We start from the raw sequence: 17,216 nt of genomic DNA, 5'->3' as shown, positions 1-17,216 counted from the left end.
CCGCGGCCCGCGCGGGCCGGATACGGCAAAATGGCGGCTCTCCCGCACGAGCCGCCGCCATGAACGCCCCCGCTTCCTTCGACACCGACCTCGTCCCGCTGTACGCCGACCACCTGGCGACGATGAAGCGGCGTGCCGACGAGGCGCTGGCGCGGGGTGGCTTCGACCACCTGGTCGTGCCCAGCGGCACCCAGCACTGGCAGGTCTTCGACGACCGCGACTACCCGTATGCGGTCAATCCGCAGTTCAAGGCCTGGCTGCCGCTGACGCGCCTGCCCTACAGCTGGCTGGTGTACACGCCGGGCGAACGGCCGAAGGTGATCTTCTACCAGCCGTTCGACTACTGGCACGTGGTGCCGGATGCGCCCAGCGGCTGGTGGGTGGACCATTGCGACATCCACATCATCCGCAAGCCCGACGAAGCCGCCGCCCTGCTGCCGCCCGCCGCGCGCAGCGCCATTCTCGGCGAGCCGCAGAGCGCGCTCGGCGACCATGCGCCGAACAATCCCGAGCCCGTGATCCAGTACCTGGAGTACCAGCGTTCGTACAAGACGCCGTACGAGATCGCGCTGATGCGGCAGGCGCAGCGCCTGGCCGTGCGCGGCCATCGCGCCGCCGAAGCGGCGTTCCGCGCAGGCCAGAGCGAGTTCGGCATCCACATGGCCTACTGCACGGCGGTGGGCCAGGACGCCAACGATCTGCCCTACGGCAACATCATCGGCCTCAACGAGCACGCTGCGGTGCTGCACTACATGGAGCTGCAGCGCGTCGCGCCCGATCCGCTGCGCAGCTTCCTGATCGACGCCGGGGCCAGCTTCCACGGCTACGCCAGCGACATCACCCGCACCTACGCCTACGACACCGGCAGCGAGTTCCAGGCGATGATCGATGCCGTGGATGCCGCGCAGCAGGCCATGTGCGCCGGCGTGCGCAGCGGCGTGGACTACAGGCAACTGCACGTGGACGCGCACCTCACCCTGATGGGCATCCTGAAGGACTTCGGCGTGCTCACCGTCTCGCCCGAGGCCGCGGTCGCCACCGGCGTCAGCGCGGCGTTCTTCCCGCACGGCCTGGGCCATCCCATCGGCCTGCAGGTCCACGACGTGGCCGGTTTCGCCGCCAGCGACCGCGGCGGCCGCATCGAGCGCCCGGCCGGCCATCCCTACCTGCGCATGACGCGCGTGCTGGAACCGGGCATGGTCGTCACCATCGAACCCGGCCTGTACTTCATCGACCTGCTGCTGGACGAGGTGAAGAAGAACGGCCACGCCGGCAGCGTCGACTGGGCGCGCGTGGACGCGTTCCGCCCCTACGGCGGCATCCGCATCGAGGACGAAGTGCGGTGCACCGACGGCGAGGCCGACAACCTGACCCGGCCGGCGTTCGCCGAAGCGCCCTGAGTCCGCGCACGACGGGCTGCACGCATGATGTTCATGATCGGCCAGGGGGAGCAGGTCGTACCGGTCGGCGCGCCAGAGCCGCAGCACTGCCCGCGCTGCGACCGGATGCGCGATTTCGAGCCGCAGTTCGCGAACAAGTACGGCCGCTTCGACCTGCTGTTCGGCTTCGTTTACGGCCGGCGCTATCAGCTCGCGTGCCCCGTGTGCCACCACGGCTGGCGGCTCGATGCACGCGAAGCCGAGCGCCTGTACGGGCGCCCCGACATTCCCTTCCGCCTGCGCTACGGCCTGGTGATACTGCTGGGTGTCTTCGCCGCGCTGGGCGCGGCGTCACTGGCGGCGCCGCCAACGGGCTGACACACTCGGCGCCTGCAGCGTAACGCAACGCGACGCCTCGTCACGACACCCGGAGGTCCAGCATGAAACGCGTCACCGGCATCGGCGGCATCTTCTTCAAGTCGGCGGACCCCCAGGCGCTCAGCGCGTGGTACCGCGACCATCTGGGGCTGGACACGGCCGACTGGGGCGGCGCGATGTTCCCGTGGGGCGGCGAAGGCAGCCCCGCCGGCATGACGCTCTGGAGCCCGTTCAAGCAGGACACCGCGTACATGGCGCCCAGCACCGCAAGCTTCATGGTCAATTTCCGCGTGGACGACCTGGATGCCCTGCTGGCGGCCCTGCGCGAGGAAGGCTGCAACGTGGTCGGCGATCCGCAGGTCTCCGGACAGGGCAAGTTCGGCTGGGTGCTGGACCCGGAAGGCAACAAGGTCGAGTTGTGGGAACCGCCTGCGGGACAGTAGGAGCGCGCATGCCACTGGATGACATCGCGGGCGAAGCGCTGGGCGGCGTGTTCCGCTTCATCGCACGGCTCGTATTCGAGATCGTGTTCGAAGTGATCCTGCGTGGTACGGGCGCGATGATCCTGCGGCTGCTGCGCCCGAAGCACGAACCCGGCGAAACCGCTGCCACCTTGGCCGGCCTGGCGTTCTGGGGCGCGGCGATCGCGCTGGTGTTCTGGGCGTTCCGGATGGCGCGGTGACCTGAAGGCCATCCTGGGCCCCTCATCGATTGGAATTTCTTCTCTCACCCCAAGGCGAACGGCAATGACCCAGTCCGACTACCTGTTGATCTCCCGCGGCCAGTGGGACGAAACCGCATCGCCGCAGGAGGTGCAGGACGCCATCGACCGCTTCTACGCGTGGTACGAACGCGGCCTGGCCGACGGCGTGTTGAAGCCCGGCAGCCGGCTGGAGAGGCGCGGCAGGCGCGTCACCCGCGACGGCATCACCGACGGGCCGTTCGCCGAAGCGAAGGAACTGGTGGGCGGCTACTGGTTCATCGTGGCCGACTCGCTGGACGACGCCGCGCGGATCGCCGCGCAGAATCCGTGCCTGGCCTTCGGGCTGGAACTGGAGATCCGGCCGCTGGAGGCCGCACGCGCGCGGGCGGACGAGGTGACGAACGAAACGCCGTCGGCCTGGCGCGCGAACGACGGCTGATGGCGCCGATCACCGAGACCCCCTCCATGCTCGCGGGCGGCTGCCACTGCGGCGCCATCACCCTGGCCTTCTCAACCCCGCAGGTGCCGGCGGACACGGCGCCGCGCGCCTGCGACTGCAGCTTCTGCCGCGCACATGGCGCGGCGTGGGTCTCGGATGCGGCGGCGCAGCTGGTCCTGCATGCACCTCGCCCGGGGCGCATCCGCCGTTACCGCCAGGGATCGCTGGCCGCGCAGTTCCTGCTGTGCGGCGACTGCGGCGTGCTGGTGGCCGTGGTGTTCGAGGACGGCGCCCGTACCTACGCCGCCGTCAATGCGCGTTGCCTGCAGGCGCGCGATGCGTTCGCGCCTGTCGTGCCGGCGTCGCCGCAGACATTGGCGCCGGAGGAGAAGACAGCGCGCTGGCGGCAGCTGTGGATCGCGGATGTGCGGTGGGCCAACGACTGATCCGCCGGAAGCTACCGGCACGGCACCGCGGTCAGGCCGCCATCTCCGCTTCGATCTCGTCGGCGCTGCGGGCCAGCGCATCGGTCAGCACGACCGGCCCCTCGGCGGTGACCAGCACGTCGTCCTCGGTGCGGATGCCGATGCCGCGCCACTTCGCATCCACCGTGGTGTCGTCGTGGGACACGTACAGGCCCGGCTCGATGGTGAACACCATGCCCGGTTCCAGCAGGCGCGATTCGCCGTCGATGCGGTAATCGCCCACGTCGTGCACGTCCAGCCCCAGCCAGTGGCCGGTCTTGTGGCGGTAGAAGCGGCGGTACGAGCCCTCGGCCAGGTTCTTTTCCAGCTTCCCCTTCAGCAGGCCCAGCCTGAGCAGCCCCTCGGTCAGCGTCTCGACCGCGGCCACGTGGCCGGCCTCGTAGGGCACACCGACGCGCGCGCAGCCCAATGCGGCGCGCTGTGCGGCGCCGACCAGGTCGTGCAGCGCGCGCTGCGCGGGCGTGAAGCGTCCGTTGACCGGGAACGTGCGGGTGATGTCGGCGGCGTAGCCGCGGTATTCGGCACCGGCATCGATCAGCACCAGCTCGCCGTCGCGCGCCTGCGCCGTGTTGGCGCGGTAATGCAGCACGCAGGCATTGCGGCCCGCGCCGACGATGCTGTTGTAGGCGGGCCAGGCGTCGTGGGCGCGGAACACGCGTTCCAGGTCGGCCTGCAGTTCGTATTCGCGGATGCCCGGGCGCGCGACGCGCATCGCGGCCCGGTGCGCATGCACGCTGATGTCGGCGGCGCGCCGCATCAGCTTGACCTCGTCCTTCGACTTGAACAGGCGCAACTCGTGCAGCAGGTGGCCCAGTTCCAGGAATTCGTGCGGCGGCTGCGCGCCCTGCTTCACGTGCGCGCGCACGTGGCGCACCCAGCCGATCAGCTTGAGGTCGAAGTCGGCATCGCGGCCGAAGTGGTAGTAGACGCGCGAGCGCCCTTCCAGCAGCCCCGGCAGGATCTCGTCCAGGTCGTCGATGGGATAGGCATCGTCCATCCCGTAGTCGTTCACCGCGCCGTCCTGGCCGGCGCGCGGACCGTCCCAGCCTTCCCGCTCGGGGTCGCGCTCGCGGCAGAACAGGATGGCCTCGCCATGCTTGCGGCCCGGCACCAGCACCAGCACCGCGTCCGGCTCGGGAAAGCCGCTCAGGTACCAGAAATCCGAATCCTGGCGGTACGGGTAGTGGGTGTCGTGGCTGCGCACCCGTTCCGGCGCGGCCGGCAGCACCAGGATGGCATCCGCGCCCGCCATCCGCATCAACTGCCGGCGCCGGCGGGCGAACTCCGCCGCGGCGATGCCGGTCAGCGCCTTCATCAGTTCAGGCTCCGGCGGTGCCGGGGCCCCAGCACGCAATCGCCATGCAGCAACAGGGCCGCCACGCGCACGAACTCTTCCAGCTCGGCCAGCGCGTCCTCGTCTTCCTCGTCTTCGCTGCTTTCGGCCGAGGCCTTGGCCAGGCGCGCCAGATCCTGCAGCGCTTCCCCGCCCTCCTCCGACAGCGGCGGCGCGGCGCCGGCCGCCAGCCCGAACGCGCCCAGGAACCCCCGACACCAGGAAAACAGGGCTTCGGCGCGCTCGTCCAGCGAATGATCGGCGGCAGGCAGCAGCAGGTCGAACGAGAAGCCGCGGTCCTCGAGCTGGACGATGGCCGCTTCGCGCAGCTGGTCCAGCACGCTGCCGGGCGCGGGCGCGGGCAGGGCATCGTCGGCCAGCGCGCGCGCCAGCCAGGTGCCGTCGGTGGCGCCACCGCCGGCCAGCCAGCCGCACAGCACGCCGTGCAGCTCGGAGGCGTCCATGGCCAGTCCCAACTGGCGGGAAGCCGCGTCGACGGCGGCGATATCGGGAAGGTCGGGCATAGAAGAACGCAATCCGCCACGGGTTTCGGACACCCGCGCAAGTGTACCAACGAAAAGCCGCATCCCGGCTTGTTGTGCATGCGTACGCATGCCTACACTCCGGTATCGCCTCGGCCCGGACAGCCCGTCCACCTCCATGCTCGCCCTTCCTGTCGCTGCAGTCCTCGCAACGGCGTCCCCGCTGTCGTCCCGAGCGCCGGTCATGCTGCTCGCCGGCGCGGTGCTGCTGGGCGTGGTGGCGATCGGCACGCGGCGCTGGTGGCAGGACTGGCTGGCGGCCCGCCAGGCGCCGCCGGAGCCGCTGCGCAGCGACGCGCTGCGCAACCGCGACGAACGCCTGAAGCTTGCCCTGTGGGCCTCGGGCGAACAGTTCTGGGACTACGACCTGGTGCAGCGCAGGCTGTACCGCATGCGGGCGGACGAAACCGCGGTGCAGACCTCGGACATCACCGTGCTCACCCGCCACGGCGAGGTGCCCGCCATCCACGAGGAAGACCTGCCCCTGGTGATGGAGCGCCTGCGCCTGCACCTGCAGGGCAAGGCGCCCATCTTCACCTCCGAGCACCGCATGGACATGCAGGGCAACGGCACCTGGGTGTGGGTGCGCGCCCGCGGCCGGGTGGTGGAGCGCGACGCCGACGGCCAGCCGGTGCGCATCGCCGGCACCGCGCGCGACATCACCGCCAGCCGCAACGCGGAGTACGAGCACCGCATCGCCGGCGAGGTGATGCGCAGCATGAACGAGGCGGTGGCGGTGCTGGACTGGGCGCACCAGTTCATCACCATCAACCCGGCCTTCACCCGCATCACCGGCTACGCCGAAGAGGAGATCATCGGCCAGCCGATGACGATGCTGGACAGCGACCAGCACGAGGACGCCTTCTTCGAGCGGATGAACCGCGAACTGCGCCTGACCGGCCGCTGGTCCGGCGAGGTGTGGAAGGTGCGCAAGGACGGCGAGGAGATCCTCTGCCGGATCGAGACCAACGTGGTGCCCGACGCCAGCGGCGAACGCCCCATCTACGTGCAGGTGCTCACCGACATCACCGAGCAGAAGCGCGCCGAGCAGGAACTGCGCTACCTGGCCAACTACGACACGCTGACCAGCCTGCCCAACCGCTCGCTGCTGTCCGAGCGCCTGTCGCGCGCCATCGTGCGGGCCCGCCGCGAACACGGACACGTGGCCGTGCTGTTCATCGACCTGGACCGGTTCAAGGACATCAACGACTCGCTGGGCCACGCCACCGGCGACCGCATCCTGCGCGCGGCCGCCGCGCGCGTGCAGCAGACCGTGGGCACCCAGCACACCGTGGCGCGGCTGAGCGGCGACGAGTTCACCGTGGTGCTGGAGGACATCAACGGCATGCCCGACGCCGAAGACGTGGCGCAGCGGATCATCCACGCCTTCCACGCGCCGCTGAACTTCGGCGAACGGCTGGAGCTGGCGGTATCGCCCTCGATCGGCATCAGCCTGTACCCCGAGCATGCGCAGGTACCCACCGAACTGCTCAAGCACGCCGACACGGCGATGTACCAGGCCAAGGCGATGGGCCGGCACACCTACCAGGTGTATTCCGAGTCGATGGACGAGAAGAACCGTCACCGCGCCATCCTGGCCAGCGCGTTGCGGCGGGCGATCGACCGCAACGAACTTTCGCTGGTGTTCCAGCCGCGGCTGTCGATCTCGCGCCAGCGCGTCACCGGCGTGGAGGCCCTGCTGCGCTGGGACAGCAAGGAGTTCGGCATGGTCTCGCCGGCGCAGTTCATCCCGCTGGCGGAGGAATCGGGGATGATCCTCGAACTGGGCGCCTGGGCGCTGCGCGAGGCCTGCCTGACGCTGCGGGACTGGCACGAGCAGGGCCTGGAGGAGCTGTCGATGGCGGTCAACGTCTCGTCCACCCAGCTGCAGCGCGGCGACCTGCAGGCGGTAGTGGCGCGTACGCTGCAGGAGACCGGCATTCCCGCCAACCGGCTGGAGCTGGAGCTCACCGAGAGCGTCATCATGACCCACCCCGAGCAGAACGCCGACACCCTGCGCGCGTGCCGCCGGCTGGGCATCTCGCTGGCCATCGACGACTTCGGCACCGGTTATTCGTCGCTGGCCTACCTGAAGCGCCTGCCCCTGACCACCCTGAAGATCGACCGCGAGTTCATCGGCGACCTCACCCACGACACCGACGACGAGGCGATCACCAGCACCATCATCACGATGGGACAGTCGCTGGCCCTGAAGGTGGTCGCCGAGGGCGTGGAGACCTGGGACCAGTACGAGTTCCTGCGCAACCACGGCTGCGACGAAGTACAGGGGCACTGGGTCTCGCAGGCGCTGGGCGCGGACCAGTGCCTGCGCTTCATCCGCGAGTACTACCCCGGCTCGGGCATGCGCGTGGCCTCCTGACCCCCGTAGGAGCGGGCCATGCCCGCGATGCTCTTGCGTGGTCCGACCGAAAAGCATCGCGGGCATGGCCCGCTCCTACAGGGTGGTGGCTGCCCCGGCCGCTTGACCGGCCACCGACCGCATGCCTAATGTGCCCGCCATGGACAACGCCGACCTTCTCGACCAGCTCCGCGCGCTCGGTACGCGCATCCAGGACCTGGCCGACCGCTGCCAGCGCCTGGCGGATGAGAACCGCAGCCTGCGCCAGCAGCAGGAGCACCTGGTCGGCGAGCGGTCGCAGCTGCTGGCCAAGAACGAACAGGCGCGCTCGCGCGTGGAAGCCATGATCAGCCGCCTGAAGTCGCTGGAGCAGCACACATGAGCGCCACCGAACCGGTCAGCGTCCATATCCTGGACCGCGAGTACACCGTCGGCGTCGCGCCCGATGAACGTTCCAGCCTGATGGCGGCGGCCAAGCTGCTGGACAGCCGCATGCGCGAGGTGCGCGGCAGCAACCGCATGGCGGCGGTGGACCGTGTGGCCGTGCTGGCCGCCCTCAATCTGGCACACGAATTGCAGCAGCTGCGCGACGAGCAGCAGGCACGCAACCGCGAAGTCGAACGCACGCTGCAGGATCTGCACCGCAAGCTGGACAGCGCGCTGGGCACGCCATAACGCAGTGCGCACCACACCGACTGCCCACTGAATCGGCCGACGAACGGGCTAGGCAAAAACGCGGCATTGGCTATACTGCCCACGCGTCCTCTGCTGTACTCGACAGTGCGCGCAAACATTCGCCTTGTCCCTTAATGACGACCACGGGAAGGTGACGGTTACCGGGAGTGCAAGTCTGCCTCGCAGCGGAAAGCCCGATGGTCACCCAACCTTCCCACTTGAACCCCGGGTTCAAGGTCGTTTCGCGAACATCGTGCATGGCGGAGGACGTATTTTTCCCGCGGCAGCGGCATCAGCCGCGACCCGGCCGGTCCAGTTGCACCCGCCCATGAGCGGGATGACTTCGAAATGAAGCCGATTGCACCAGGGATCCGACGCGCAGGGCCGTGACTGACGCCGCTCCCGCGGTCCCACCGGCAACGCCGGTACGCATGCCGTAAAATTCGCGCATGCCCGACTCCCCCTCCTTCGCCCTGGCCGCCGAGCGCGACACGCTGCGCCGTGAACTGCGTGCGCGCCGCCGCGCCCTGCCCGCCGCCGAGCGCATCGCCGGCGCCGATGCGCTGGCCACGCGCCTGTTCGCACTCCCGTTCTTTCCGGCCCAGGGTTACGTCGCCGGCTATTGGGCGATGGATGGCGAAATCGGCCTGCACAGCTGGCAGCTGCGCCTGCCCCCCGGCCTGGTCTACTGCCTGCCCGTCCTGGCCGACGACGAGACGCTCCGCTTCGCCCCCTGGCGACCGGGCGATGAGCTGGTGACCAACCGCTACGGCATTCCCGAACCGGATGTCGATCCGCGCTCGGGCCTGCTCGCCACGGACATGGCATTGATCGCCGTGCCGCTGGTCGGCTTCGACGGCGCCGGCCACCGGCTGGGCATGGGCGGCGGATGGTACGACCGCACGCTGGCGCCCCGCCTGCAACGTCCCGCGCCGCCCTGGCTGGTCGGTGTCGGCTTCGAGGCGCAGCGCATCGACGCGGTCGGCGCGCAGGCTTGGGACGTGCCGCTGGATGCCATCTGCTCCGAGCGCGATACGCTACTTCCTTCCTCCCCTTTGCCGGACGCCCCAGCATGACCGCCCGCAAGCGCTACTGGCTGATGAAGTCGGAGCCGGACGCCTTCTCCATCGACGACCTGGAAAAGGTCGGCACCGAGCCGTGGAACGGCGTGCGCAACTACCAGGCGCGCAACTTCATGCGCAGCATGCAGGTCGGCGACGGCGTGCTGTTCTACCACTCCAACTGCAAGGAGCCGGGCATCGTCGGCACGGCCACCGTGGCGACCGTGGCGTATCCGGACGACACCCAGTTCGACCCCAGGTCCGACTACTACGACCCGAAGAGCACGCGCGAAGACCCGCGCTGGTCGCTGGTGGACGTGAAGTTCGAGCGCAAGCTGGCGCGCACCATCGCGCTGGACGAAATCAAGCAGCATGCCGATGCCCTCGGCGACGGCTTCGCGCTGACCCAGCGCGGCAACCGCCTGTCGGTGTTGCCGGTCACCGCCGCGCAGTGGAAGTTCCTGCTGGCGCTGGAATGAGCTTTCCGCCTGGCCGTGGGAGCGCCCCATGGGCGCGATGCTTTCCGGCATGACCCATCAAGAGCATCGCGCCCATGGGGCGCTCCTACACCCTTTCCCCTGTTGAGATGACATCATGAGCGAAGCAAAGCGCCTGGCCGGCGAAAAGGCCATCGAGTTCGTCGAGGACGGCATGATCGTCGGCGTGGGCACCGGCTCCACAGTCGCCTTCTTCATCGACGCGCTGGGACGGGTCAAGGACCGCATCAAGGGCGCGGTGTCCAGCTCCGAACAGAGCACCGCGCGGTTGCGGCAGCACGGCATCGAGGTGCTGGACCTCAACCATACCGGCACACTGTCGCTGTACGTGGACGGCGCCGACGAATGCGACCCTCACAAGCGCCTGATCAAGGGCGGCGGCGCGGCATTGACGCGCGAGAAGATCATCGCCGAAGCCAGCAAGCAGTTCGTCTGCATCGTCGACCCCAGCAAGCAGGTGCCGGTGCTGGGCAGATTCCCGCTGCCGGTGGAAGTCATCCCGATGGCCCGCAGCCTGGTCGCACGCGAGATCCTGGCGCTCACCGGCGGCCAGCCGGTCTGGCGCGACGGCACCGTGACCGACAACGGCAACGTGATCCTGGACATCCACAACCTGTCGATCACCGACCCGGTGGCGATGGAGCGCGAGATCAACCAGATCCCCGGCGTGGTCAGCGTGGGCCTGTTCGCCCGCCGGCCGGCCGACATCGTCATCGTCGGCGGGGAGCCGCCGGTCGTCCTGCGCTGAGCGGGTGCGGAACCGGGGTGGGCTCAGGCGCCGTCGGACAGCGCCTTGACCAGCTCGCCGACCAGTTCGCGCTTCTTGGGCGGCAGTTGCAGATAGGCGTCGATCGTCTGCCGCTCACGGCCGCCGACACCCGCCGGCCAGGCGATCCGCGGTTCCGCCACGCGCGATCGCGGGGTGCTGCCGAAGCGCAGCGCATGCGGTTCCACGCCCAGCAGGTCCGCCAGCACCTGCAGCTTGTCCTGCGCGGGAATGGCCTGGGCCCCCAGCCAGCGCGAGGTGGTCTGCACGCTGACGGAGCGTCCGCGGTAGTGCGTGTTGAACAGGTGGAACAGGACGGTGGGCCGCGGCTCGTATCCCGCCTGCTGCATGGCGTGCGCCAGTCGCTGTGAGAATTTTTCGCGCTCGTTGCCCATGCAGGAAACGTTAGCGGCGACATGTCACACATATTCACCACTTAATTTAATTGACGTACACTTATTGGGTTAATAAAGTGGGGCGTGCTGCGGATCGGCGCCACGGCCCACCCGGGCGCCGGCGACCACGGCTTTCCCACCGACACAAGGAACTGTCGATTGATGCTCACCGAGACCGACGAGTCCACTGCATCAGCCTCGGCTGGCATGCATGAAGGGACGCCCCCGACGCCACCCCTCGCTCCCCTCGACGACGCCCTGCACCTGCTGCAGGCCGACCCCGGCCACAGCCTGGCCGACCCGGGCCTTGCCCGGCTGACACCCGCCAGCCTGGACCGCCTGTTCGTGGCCGCGCGGCAGCAGGCCGACCGCAGCCACCAGGGCATCCTGTTGCTGCTGGACCTGCTGCAGCTTGCGCAGCGCACCGACGCGGCCGCGGCTGCGCGGCTGACGGATGGCGTGCTGCGCCAGGTGCGCCATCACCTCCAGGACCAGCAACGCTGGCAGGCGCTGGCCGACAACGCGTCCTACTACCGGGACAACCGCCACGTGGCCGAACGCATCGCCGCGCGCCTGCTGCAGGCGTAGGCAGGAGCGCACGCCGCGCACGGCGCTAAACTACGCGCCTCCCTGGATGCCGGACTCCGACATGCACCCCCGACCGTGGCCCCTGCTCGCACTCTCCCTGCTGCTCAGCGCCTGTGCCAGCGGGAGTCCCTGGGTGGAGGTCGGTGGCGAGCGTTTCCGGGTCGAAATCGCCGATGACGACGCCGAGCGCGCCCGCGGACTGATGTTCCGGGACCGCCTGGAAGATGGCACCGGCATGCTCTTCATCCACGAGGCCGAGGCGCCGCAGGCCTACTGGATGAAGAACACCCGCATTCCGCTGGACATCCTGTACTTCGACGACGCCCGCAAGCTGGTGACCCAGCAGCGCAACGTCCCGCCGTGCTCGGGCGGCAACCGCTGCCCCTCCTATCCCAGCGACAAACCGGCCCGTTACGTGCTGGAACTGAATGCCGGCGAAGCCGACCGCCTGAAGCTCCAGGAGGGAGCGGAGCTCACCCTCGGCAAAGGCATTCCGCCCGTCCGCTGAGGCTTGATTCGCGGTGGGATTGGCCCCAGTCTGTCGGCATGGGGGATCGACTGACATTGCCGGAATGGAATGCGTTGGCCAGCCAGGCCGATGACACGGTGCCGCTGCTGGAAACCGCGCTGCTGATCGCGCGCGACGAGTACCCCGACCTGGATCCCGACCTCTACGACACGCTGGCCCAGAGCCACGCCGAACACCTGCGCCACGAGATCGCCACGATCGAACCGTGGCCGCTGAAGATGGCCGCCATCAATCGCCATCTGTTCGACGAGCTGGGCTACACCGGCAACCACGACGAGTACTACGACCCGCGCAACAGCTACCTCAACCAGGTGTTCGAGCGCCGGCTCGGCAATCCGGTGTCGCTGGCGATGGTGCAGATGGAGGTCGCGCGGCGGCTGGGCGTGCCGCTGGACGGCGTGTCCTTCCCCGGCCACTTCCTGGTGCGCCTGCCGGTGGACGACGGCCTGCTGGTGATGGACCCCTTCAACGGCGGCCGTCCGCTCGGCGTGGACGAACTGCGTGAACGCGCCAAGCCGCACCTGGGCGGCGACATCCCCGACGATGCCGCGCTGCTGCACATTCTCAACCCGGCATCGCACCGCGCGATCCTCGTGCGCACGCTGCGCAACCTGCACGGCGTCTATGCCGAACGCGAGGAATGGGACCGCGCCGCCCGCTGCGCCGACCGCGTGCTCAAGCTCACGCCCGATCAGCCCGATGCCCTGCGCGACCGCGGCCAGGCCTACCTGAAGATGGATTACAAAGCCGGTGCGCAGCGCGACCTGGCGCGCTACCTGCACCTCTCACCGGAGGCGAAGGACGCAGCGGAACTGCGCGAACAACTGGTGGAACTCAGCGCCGTGCGCACTTCGCGGATGCATTGACCGCGAAGCGCTTGCCGACGCCGTTGTAGGAGCGCCCTGGGGCGCGATGCATTTGGCTCGATCACGCCAGGAGCAGGAGCATCGCGCCCAAGGGCGCTCCTACGGAGCGCGGCTCACTCCAGCTCCACCATCTCGAAATCGTCCTTGCCCACGCCGCAGTCGGGGCAGGTCCAGTCGTCCGGGATGTCGTCCCAGCGCGTGCCCGGGGCGATGCCCTCTTCCGGCAGGCCGTCGGCTTCGTGGTAGATGAAGCCGCAGACCACGCACATCCAGCTGCGGTAGATGGTGGCGGTGGCGTCGGTCACGGGATAATGCCGGCTAGGAGGAGCGGCCATTGTCCCATCGCCGCCCACGCACCGGAAGTTCGCCGATGACACCCCTGCCGCCATCGGCCCGCACCGCCCGCGGGCTGTACCTGATCACCCCGGAGGAGCCGGACACCGCCCGCCTGCTGGCGCGCGTGGCCGCGGTGCTGCCGCAGGCCACCTGGCTGCAGTACCGGCAGAAGGGCGCAGACGCCGCTCGGCGCCACGCGCAGGCCGCCGCCCTGCAGGCGCTCTGTGCGCAGGCGGGCGTGCCGCTGATCGTGAACGACGACCTGTCCCTGGCAGAGGCCATCGGTGCCGCCGGCGTGCACCTGGGCGAAGACGATGGCGACATCGCCGCCGCACGCAGCCGCCTGGGCGTGCACGCCATCGTCGGTGCCTCGTGCTACGACGATGCCGCGCGGGCCGAGCGCGCGGTGGCCGCAGGCGCCAGCTACGTCGCGTTCGGGGCCTTCTTCCCGACCACCAGCAAGAACACGACACGACGCGCCGCGCCGGCCCTGCTGGCCGAGGCCGCCGCGCTGGGCGTGCCGCGGGTGGCGATAGGCGGCATAACGCCGGACAATATGGGCCCGCTGGTGGTGGCCGGCGCCGACCTGGTGGCCGTGATCGGCGGCGTGTTCGAGGCGGCCGATCCGGTGGCCGCAGCGCGGGCATACCGTCAAGCCTTCGCTGGCTGAAGCTTTATGGGAGCCAAGCCAGTCGCGGTGATGCGCCGATGGTGGTCCATCGCGACTTGCCTCGCTCCCACACCGTGATTTCCCTTCTTCTGGACCCTCCCATGAACCACGACCAGTCCCACGCCCTCTTCGCCCGCGCCCAGCAGCTGCTGCCCGGGGGCGTCAATTCACCGGTGCGCGCGTTCAAGTCGGTGGGGGGCGAGCCGTTCTTCGTGCAGCGTGCCGACGGCGCCTACCTGCATGACGTGGATGGCAACCGCTACATCGACTACGTGGGCTCGTGGGGTCCGATGATCGTGGGCCACAACCACCCGGCCGTGCGCGAGGCGGTGCAGGCGGCCATCCAGAACGGCCTGTCGTACGGCGCGCCCTGCCCGGCCGAAGTGACGATGGCGGAAACCATCACCCGGCTGGTGCCGTCGTGCGAAATGGTGCGCATGGTCAACTCGGGCACCGAGGCCACGCTGTCGGCGATCCGCCTGGCGCGCGGCGCGACCGGCCGCAACCGCATCGTCAAGTTCGAAGGCTGTTACCACGGCCATGGCGATTCGTTCCTGGTGAAGGCCGGCAGCGGCATGCTGACGCTGGGCGTGCCGACGTCGCCTGGCGTGCCGGCGGGCCTGAGCGAACTGACGCTGACGCTGAGCTACAACGATTTCGAGGGTGCCACGGCGCTGTTCCAGCAGTACGGCAGCGAGATCGCCTGCCTGATCATCGAGCCGGTGGTCGGCAACGCCAACTGCCTGCCGCCGCGCGAGGGCTACCTGCAGCACCTGCGCGCGCTGTGCACGCAGCACGGCGCGCTGCTGATCTTCGACGAAGTGATGACCGGCTTCCGCGTGGCCCTGGGCGGTGCGCAGGCGCATTACGGCATCACGCCGGACCTGACCACCTTCGGCAAGATCATCGGCGGCGGCATGCCGGTGGGCGCCTACGGTGGCCGTCGCGAGCTGATGCAGCAGATCGCGCCGGCCGGCCCGATCTACCAGGCCGGCACGCTGAGCGGCAATCCGGTGGCGATGGCCGCGGGCCTGGCGATGCTGGAGCTGATCCAGGCACCGGGTTTCCACGACGGGCTGGCCGCGGCGACGGCCGCGCTATGCGAAGGCCTGGAAACCGCCGCGCGCGAGGCCGGCGTGCCGCTGACCGCCACCCGCGTGGGCGCGATGTTCGGCCTGTTCTTCACCGACCAGCAGGTCGATACCTACGCCCAGGCCGTGGCCTGCGACACCGCGGCGTTCAACCGTTTCTTCCACGCCATGCTCGAGCGCGGCGTGTACCTGGCGCCGTCGGCGTTCGAGGCCGGCTTCATGTCCAGCGCGCACACGCCCGAGGTCATCGAAGCGACGATCGCCGCCGCGCGGGACGCTTTCAAGGTGGTCGCCGCGGGATGAAGCCGCGGATCCGGCAGGTACTGTTCGATTTCGACGGCGTGCTGGCGCACTACCGGCACGAAGTCCGCATCGCACACCTCGCCGCGCATGCCGGCTGCGGCCACGAGCGCGTGCGCGAGGTGCTGTTCTCGTCGGGACTGGAAGTGGAGTACGACAGCGGCGGTGTCGACACGGCGACGTACCTGCGCCGGATCGGCGAAGGGATCGGTGCCGCCGTCGACGAGGCCGCATGGATCGCCTCGCGGATGGCCGGCAGCACGGCCATGGAGGACGTGCTGACCCGTGTCGCCGCGCTGCACCCGGACGTGGCGATGGGCGTGCTGACCAACAACGGGGCCCTGATGACGCAGGCCATTCCGCGCATCGTCGCGCCGCTGGCGGTACGGATCGAGGGCCGCGTGCTGACCAGCGGCGGCCTGCAGCGCCGCAAGCCGGAACCGGCCACCTTCACGCTTGCGCTGGAACGGCTGGGCTGGGACGCCGCCAGCACGCTGTTCGTCGACGACAGGTTCGCCAACGTGCAGGGCGCGCGCGAGGCCGGCCTGCACGCGGAGACCGTCACCGACGCACGCACGCTGGGGAAGGCGCTGAAGCGCTACGCCTTCGGGCCGCAGACCGGCTGGTGAGCGGCCTGGTTTGAACCTTGATTGATCCGGCGACAGGACACTGGTGCCCACCCACCGGAGCCTCGTCGCCATGCGCTTCATTCCACGCACGTTCCACCTGGCCTGCACACTCCTGCTGGCCGCTCTGGCCGCACCGCTGCACGCGGCCGATGCGGGCAGGATCCTGATCGTCGTCAGCGGCGAAGGCCGCGACCACGGCAAGGCCCGTCCGGGCTACGAGTTCGACGAACTGTCCCAGGCCTGGCTGATCTTCAAGGCCAACGGTTTCGCCATCGACGTGGCCAGCCCGAGGGGTGGCGCGGTGGAGGCGGACCCGTACAACCCGAAGGAACCCTTCAACGCCGCCTTGCTGGCCGACACGCAGGCCATGCGCATGTTGGCGGCCACGCGGTCCACGCGCGAGGTGAAGGCGGCCGACTACGCGGCCATCTACGTCGTGGGCGGCAAGGGCGCCATGTTCGACCTGCCGCGCGATGCGGCGCTCGCATCGCTGCTGGGCGATGCCTACGGACGCGGCGCGGTGATCGGCGCGGTCTGCCACGGACCGGCCGCCCTGGCCGAGGTGCGCCTGGGCGATGGCACGCCCCTGGTGCAGGGCAAGGCGGTGACCGGATTCAGCAACGAGGAAGAGGCGGTCTTCGGCAAGCGCTGGGCGGAGGAGTTCCCGTGGCTGCTCGAGGACCGCCTGCGCGCGCGCGGCGCGCACTGGCAGGAAGCGCCGCTGATGATGGCGAAGGTGGTGGTGGATGGCCGCCTGGTCACCGGACAGAATCCGTATTCCACCCCCGGCGTCGCCGAGGCCATCCTCCGCGCCATGGGGCGCACGCCGGTGGCGCGGACGCCGTGGCGCGACGAACTGACGATGGGTCTGGCGGCACAGGCGCGCGCGGGCGATGCGGGGGCTGCCGCCGCCGCACTGGCGACCGATGGCGCGCGCTACCACGTCGACCTGCTGGGCATGCTCGGGTACTACCAGGCACAGACCGCGGCCGATGACCAGGACCTGCGCCACGCCCTGCGGCTGATGCAGCTGGCGATGCCGTACATGGCGCAACCGGAATTGAAGCTCGGCGCCGCACGGGCGCATCTGCGCCTGGGCGAACGGGAGCAGGCCAGATCGCTGCTGCGTCAGGTGCTGGCGGGCAAGCCGGACATGGCCGAAGCTAAGGCCCTCCTGCAACGCATCGACGGCTGA

The 17,216-nt window shown here is 69.5% G+C and carries 23 protein-coding genes and 1 other RNA gene; 20 read left to right on the top strand and 4 right to left on the bottom strand.

Features of this window, described 5'->3' with window-relative positions; all coding sequences use genetic code 11:
* Window positions 1–59: 59 nt before the first annotated feature.
* The 6 genes from pepQ to MUU77_RS03720 all read left to right on the top strand — a co-directional run bounded on the left by pepQ (window position 60) and on the right by MUU77_RS03720 (window position 3,345).
* A complete protein-coding gene (gene pepQ / locus MUU77_RS03745) occupies window positions 60–1,400 on the top strand; it encodes a Xaa-Pro dipeptidase (protein WP_245091725.1) in 1,341 nt (446 codons plus the stop codon).
* A 24-nt stretch (window positions 1,401–1,424) separates the two neighbouring features.
* Window positions 1,425–1,757 (top strand): hypothetical protein, encoded by a 333-nt coding sequence (locus MUU77_RS03740; RefSeq protein ID WP_245091723.1) that lies wholly within the window; start codon window positions 1,425–1,427, stop codon window positions 1,755–1,757.
* A 62-nt stretch (window positions 1,758–1,819) separates the two neighbouring features.
* A complete protein-coding gene (locus tag MUU77_RS03735) occupies window positions 1,820–2,200 on the top strand; it encodes a VOC family protein (RefSeq protein WP_245091721.1) in 381 nt (126 codons plus the stop codon).
* Window positions 2,201–2,208: 8 nt separating this feature from the next.
* Window positions 2,209–2,439, top strand: coding sequence for a hypothetical protein (locus MUU77_RS03730; RefSeq protein WP_245091719.1), 231 nt, complete (start codon window positions 2,209–2,211; stop codon window positions 2,437–2,439).
* A gap of 64 nt (window positions 2,440–2,503) precedes the next feature.
* The gene (locus MUU77_RS03725; protein WP_245091717.1) at window positions 2,504–2,899 is read left to right on the top strand and encodes a YciI family protein; all 396 of its coding nucleotides are present in this window, start codon (window positions 2,504–2,506) and stop codon (window positions 2,897–2,899) included.
* On the top strand, window positions 2,899–3,345 hold the full coding sequence (locus MUU77_RS03720; RefSeq protein ID WP_245091710.1) for an aldehyde-activating protein: 447 nt from the start codon (window positions 2,899–2,901) through the stop codon (window positions 3,343–3,345). The genes MUU77_RS03725 and MUU77_RS03720 overlap by 1 nt, the downstream gene beginning before the upstream one ends.
* 31 nt (window positions 3,346–3,376) lie before the next feature.
* Here MUU77_RS03720 and MUU77_RS03715 read toward each other — a convergent pair whose 3' ends face one another.
* Together MUU77_RS03715 and MUU77_RS03710 are read right to left on the bottom strand one after the other, a co-directional pair.
* On the bottom strand, window positions 3,377–4,699 hold the full coding sequence (locus MUU77_RS03715) for an aminopeptidase P N-terminal domain-containing protein (RefSeq protein ID WP_245091708.1): 1,323 nt from the start codon (window positions 4,697–4,699) through the stop codon (window positions 3,377–3,379).
* A complete protein-coding gene (locus MUU77_RS03710) occupies window positions 4,699–5,241 on the bottom strand; it encodes a UPF0149 family protein (protein WP_245091706.1) in 543 nt (180 codons plus the stop codon). Before MUU77_RS03710 ends, MUU77_RS03715 begins: the two co-directional genes overlap by 1 nt.
* Window positions 5,242–5,443: 202 nt before the next feature.
* Between MUU77_RS03710 and MUU77_RS03705 the strand changes: the two genes are divergently transcribed.
* The 7 genes from MUU77_RS03705 to rpiA all read left to right on the top strand — a co-directional run bounded on the left by MUU77_RS03705 (window position 5,444) and on the right by rpiA (window position 10,599).
* Window positions 5,444–7,639: an EAL domain-containing protein gene (locus MUU77_RS03705; RefSeq protein ID WP_245091704.1), complete on the top strand. Its 2,196-nt coding sequence runs from the start codon at window positions 5,444–5,446 to the stop codon at window positions 7,637–7,639.
* A gap of 139 nt (window positions 7,640–7,778) precedes the next feature.
* A complete protein-coding gene (locus MUU77_RS03700; protein ID WP_245091702.1) occupies window positions 7,779–8,000 on the top strand; it encodes a TIGR02449 family protein in 222 nt (73 codons plus the stop codon).
* Window positions 7,997–8,293, top strand: a complete 297-nt coding sequence (locus MUU77_RS03695; protein WP_185894202.1) for a cell division protein ZapA — start codon at window positions 7,997–7,999, stop codon at window positions 8,291–8,293. The genes MUU77_RS03700 and MUU77_RS03695 overlap by 4 nt, the downstream gene beginning before the upstream one ends.
* Before the next feature lie 84 nt (window positions 8,294–8,377).
* Window positions 8,378–8,564: non-coding RNA, 6S RNA (gene ssrS, locus MUU77_RS03690), on the top strand.
* 178 nt (window positions 8,565–8,742) lie between these two features.
* Window positions 8,743–9,369 (top strand): 5-formyltetrahydrofolate cyclo-ligase, encoded by a 627-nt coding sequence (locus MUU77_RS03685; protein WP_245091700.1) that lies wholly within the window; start codon window positions 8,743–8,745, stop codon window positions 9,367–9,369.
* Complete coding sequence (locus MUU77_RS03680; protein WP_245091698.1) at window positions 9,366–9,833, top strand: EVE domain-containing protein; 468 nt, start codon at window positions 9,366–9,368, stop codon at window positions 9,831–9,833. Before MUU77_RS03685 ends, MUU77_RS03680 begins: the two co-directional genes overlap by 4 nt.
* A 115-nt stretch (window positions 9,834–9,948) precedes the next feature.
* Window positions 9,949–10,599 (top strand): ribose-5-phosphate isomerase RpiA, encoded by a 651-nt coding sequence (rpiA, locus tag MUU77_RS03675; protein ID WP_245091696.1) that lies wholly within the window; start codon window positions 9,949–9,951, stop codon window positions 10,597–10,599.
* A gap of 23 nt (window positions 10,600–10,622) precedes the next feature.
* Here the strand turns inward: rpiA and MUU77_RS03670 are convergent, their stop codons facing one another.
* The gene (locus MUU77_RS03670; RefSeq protein WP_245091694.1) at window positions 10,623–11,012 is read right to left on the bottom strand and encodes a hypothetical protein; all 390 of its coding nucleotides are present in this window, start codon (window positions 11,010–11,012) and stop codon (window positions 10,623–10,625) included.
* A gap of 162 nt (window positions 11,013–11,174) precedes the next feature.
* Between MUU77_RS03670 and MUU77_RS03665 the strand changes: the two genes are divergently transcribed.
* The 3 genes from MUU77_RS03665 to MUU77_RS03655 all read left to right on the top strand — a co-directional run bounded on the left by MUU77_RS03665 (window position 11,175) and on the right by MUU77_RS03655 (window position 12,995).
* Window positions 11,175–11,600: a hypothetical protein gene (locus MUU77_RS03665; protein WP_245091692.1), complete on the top strand. Its 426-nt coding sequence runs from the start codon at window positions 11,175–11,177 to the stop codon at window positions 11,598–11,600.
* Window positions 11,601–11,661: 61 nt separating this feature from the next.
* Window positions 11,662–12,108 (top strand): DUF192 domain-containing protein, encoded by a 447-nt coding sequence (locus MUU77_RS03660; RefSeq protein WP_245091690.1) that lies wholly within the window; start codon window positions 11,662–11,664, stop codon window positions 12,106–12,108.
* Window positions 12,109–12,146: 38 nt separating this feature from the next.
* Window positions 12,147–12,995: a SirB1 family protein gene (locus MUU77_RS03655; protein ID WP_245091688.1), complete on the top strand. Its 849-nt coding sequence runs from the start codon at window positions 12,147–12,149 to the stop codon at window positions 12,993–12,995.
* A 113-nt stretch (window positions 12,996–13,108) separates the two neighbouring features.
* Here MUU77_RS03655 and MUU77_RS03650 read toward each other — a convergent pair whose 3' ends face one another.
* Window positions 13,109–13,330, bottom strand: coding sequence for a rubredoxin (locus MUU77_RS03650; RefSeq protein ID WP_245091686.1), 222 nt, complete (start codon window positions 13,328–13,330; stop codon window positions 13,109–13,111).
* 35 nt (window positions 13,331–13,365) lie between these two features.
* On the opposite strand from MUU77_RS03650, the gene thiE reads away from it, so the two are divergent.
* From thiE to MUU77_RS03630, 4 genes are all read left to right on the top strand, one after another.
* Entirely contained in the window at window positions 13,366–14,001 is a 636-nt protein-coding gene (thiE, locus tag MUU77_RS03645; RefSeq protein ID WP_245091684.1) for a thiamine phosphate synthase, read from the top strand.
* 101 nt (window positions 14,002–14,102) lie between these two features.
* The gene (gene hemL / locus MUU77_RS03640) at window positions 14,103–15,395 is read left to right on the top strand and encodes a glutamate-1-semialdehyde 2,1-aminomutase (protein WP_245091682.1); all 1,293 of its coding nucleotides are present in this window, start codon (window positions 14,103–14,105) and stop codon (window positions 15,393–15,395) included.
* Window positions 15,392–16,021 (top strand): HAD-IA family hydrolase, encoded by a 630-nt coding sequence (locus MUU77_RS03635; RefSeq protein ID WP_245091680.1) that lies wholly within the window; start codon window positions 15,392–15,394, stop codon window positions 16,019–16,021. Before hemL ends, MUU77_RS03635 begins: the two co-directional genes overlap by 4 nt.
* A gap of 70 nt (window positions 16,022–16,091) precedes the next feature.
* The gene (locus tag MUU77_RS03630) at window positions 16,092–17,216 is read left to right on the top strand and encodes a DJ-1/PfpI family protein (protein ID WP_245091678.1); all 1,125 of its coding nucleotides are present in this window, start codon (window positions 16,092–16,094) and stop codon (window positions 17,214–17,216) included.

It is taken from the genome of Pseudoxanthomonas sp. F37, from assembly GCF_022965755.1.
Lineage (GTDB): Bacteria > Pseudomonadota > Gammaproteobacteria > Xanthomonadales > Xanthomonadaceae > Pseudoxanthomonas_A.
Note: the sequence above shows the minus strand (reverse complement) of the source record. Positions and strands in the feature narration are given on the sequence as shown.

Excerpts from the sequence above, each read along its gene's own strand:
- MUU77_RS03695 (WP_185894202.1), top strand. The coding sequence starts at position 7,997 with ATGAGCGCCACCGAACCGGTCAGCGTCCATATCCTGGACCGCGAGTAC.
- MUU77_RS03705 (WP_245091704.1), top strand. The coding sequence starts at position 5,444 with ATGCTGCTCGCCGGCGCGGTGCTGCTGGGCGTGGTGGCGATCGGCACG.
- MUU77_RS03665 (WP_245091692.1), top strand. The coding sequence starts at position 11,175 with ATGCTCACCGAGACCGACGAGTCCACTGCATCAGCCTCGGCTGGCATG.
- MUU77_RS03630 (WP_245091678.1), top strand. The coding sequence starts at position 16,092 with ATGCGCTTCATTCCACGCACGTTCCACCTGGCCTGCACACTCCTGCTG.
- MUU77_RS03635 (WP_245091680.1), top strand. The coding sequence starts at position 15,392 with ATGAAGCCGCGGATCCGGCAGGTACTGTTCGATTTCGACGGCGTGCTG.
- MUU77_RS03700 (WP_245091702.1), top strand. The coding sequence starts at position 7,779 with ATGGACAACGCCGACCTTCTCGACCAGCTCCGCGCGCTCGGTACGCGC.
- MUU77_RS03730 (WP_245091719.1), top strand. The coding sequence starts at position 2,209 with ATGCCACTGGATGACATCGCGGGCGAAGCGCTGGGCGGCGTGTTCCGC.
- MUU77_RS03740 (WP_245091723.1), top strand. The coding sequence starts at position 1,425 with ATGATGTTCATGATCGGCCAGGGGGAGCAGGTCGTACCGGTCGGCGCG.
- MUU77_RS03685 (WP_245091700.1), top strand. The coding sequence starts at position 8,743 with ATGCCCGACTCCCCCTCCTTCGCCCTGGCCGCCGAGCGCGACACGCTG.
- pepQ (WP_245091725.1), top strand. The coding sequence starts at position 60 with ATGAACGCCCCCGCTTCCTTCGACACCGACCTCGTCCCGCTGTACGCC.
- thiE (WP_245091684.1), top strand. The coding sequence starts at position 13,366 with ATGACACCCCTGCCGCCATCGGCCCGCACCGCCCGCGGGCTGTACCTG.
- MUU77_RS03660 (WP_245091690.1), top strand. The coding sequence starts at position 11,662 with ATGCACCCCCGACCGTGGCCCCTGCTCGCACTCTCCCTGCTGCTCAGC.
- rpiA (WP_245091696.1), top strand. The coding sequence starts at position 9,949 with ATGAGCGAAGCAAAGCGCCTGGCCGGCGAAAAGGCCATCGAGTTCGTC.
- MUU77_RS03655 (WP_245091688.1), top strand. The coding sequence starts at position 12,147 with ATGGGGGATCGACTGACATTGCCGGAATGGAATGCGTTGGCCAGCCAG.
- MUU77_RS03680 (WP_245091698.1), top strand. The coding sequence starts at position 9,366 with ATGACCGCCCGCAAGCGCTACTGGCTGATGAAGTCGGAGCCGGACGCC.
- MUU77_RS03710 (WP_245091706.1), bottom strand. The coding sequence starts at position 5,241 with ATGCCCGACCTTCCCGATATCGCCGCCGTCGACGCGGCTTCCCGCCAG.
- MUU77_RS03670 (WP_245091694.1), bottom strand. The coding sequence starts at position 11,012 with ATGGGCAACGAGCGCGAAAAATTCTCACAGCGACTGGCGCACGCCATG.
- MUU77_RS03725 (WP_245091717.1), top strand. The coding sequence starts at position 2,504 with ATGACCCAGTCCGACTACCTGTTGATCTCCCGCGGCCAGTGGGACGAA.
- MUU77_RS03650 (WP_245091686.1), bottom strand. The coding sequence starts at position 13,330 with ATGGCCGCTCCTCCTAGCCGGCATTATCCCGTGACCGACGCCACCGCC.
- MUU77_RS03715 (WP_245091708.1), bottom strand. The coding sequence starts at position 4,699 with ATGAAGGCGCTGACCGGCATCGCCGCGGCGGAGTTCGCCCGCCGGCGC.
- MUU77_RS03720 (WP_245091710.1), top strand. The coding sequence starts at position 2,899 with ATGGCGCCGATCACCGAGACCCCCTCCATGCTCGCGGGCGGCTGCCAC.
- hemL (WP_245091682.1), top strand. The coding sequence starts at position 14,103 with ATGAACCACGACCAGTCCCACGCCCTCTTCGCCCGCGCCCAGCAGCTG.
- MUU77_RS03735 (WP_245091721.1), top strand. The coding sequence starts at position 1,820 with ATGAAACGCGTCACCGGCATCGGCGGCATCTTCTTCAAGTCGGCGGAC.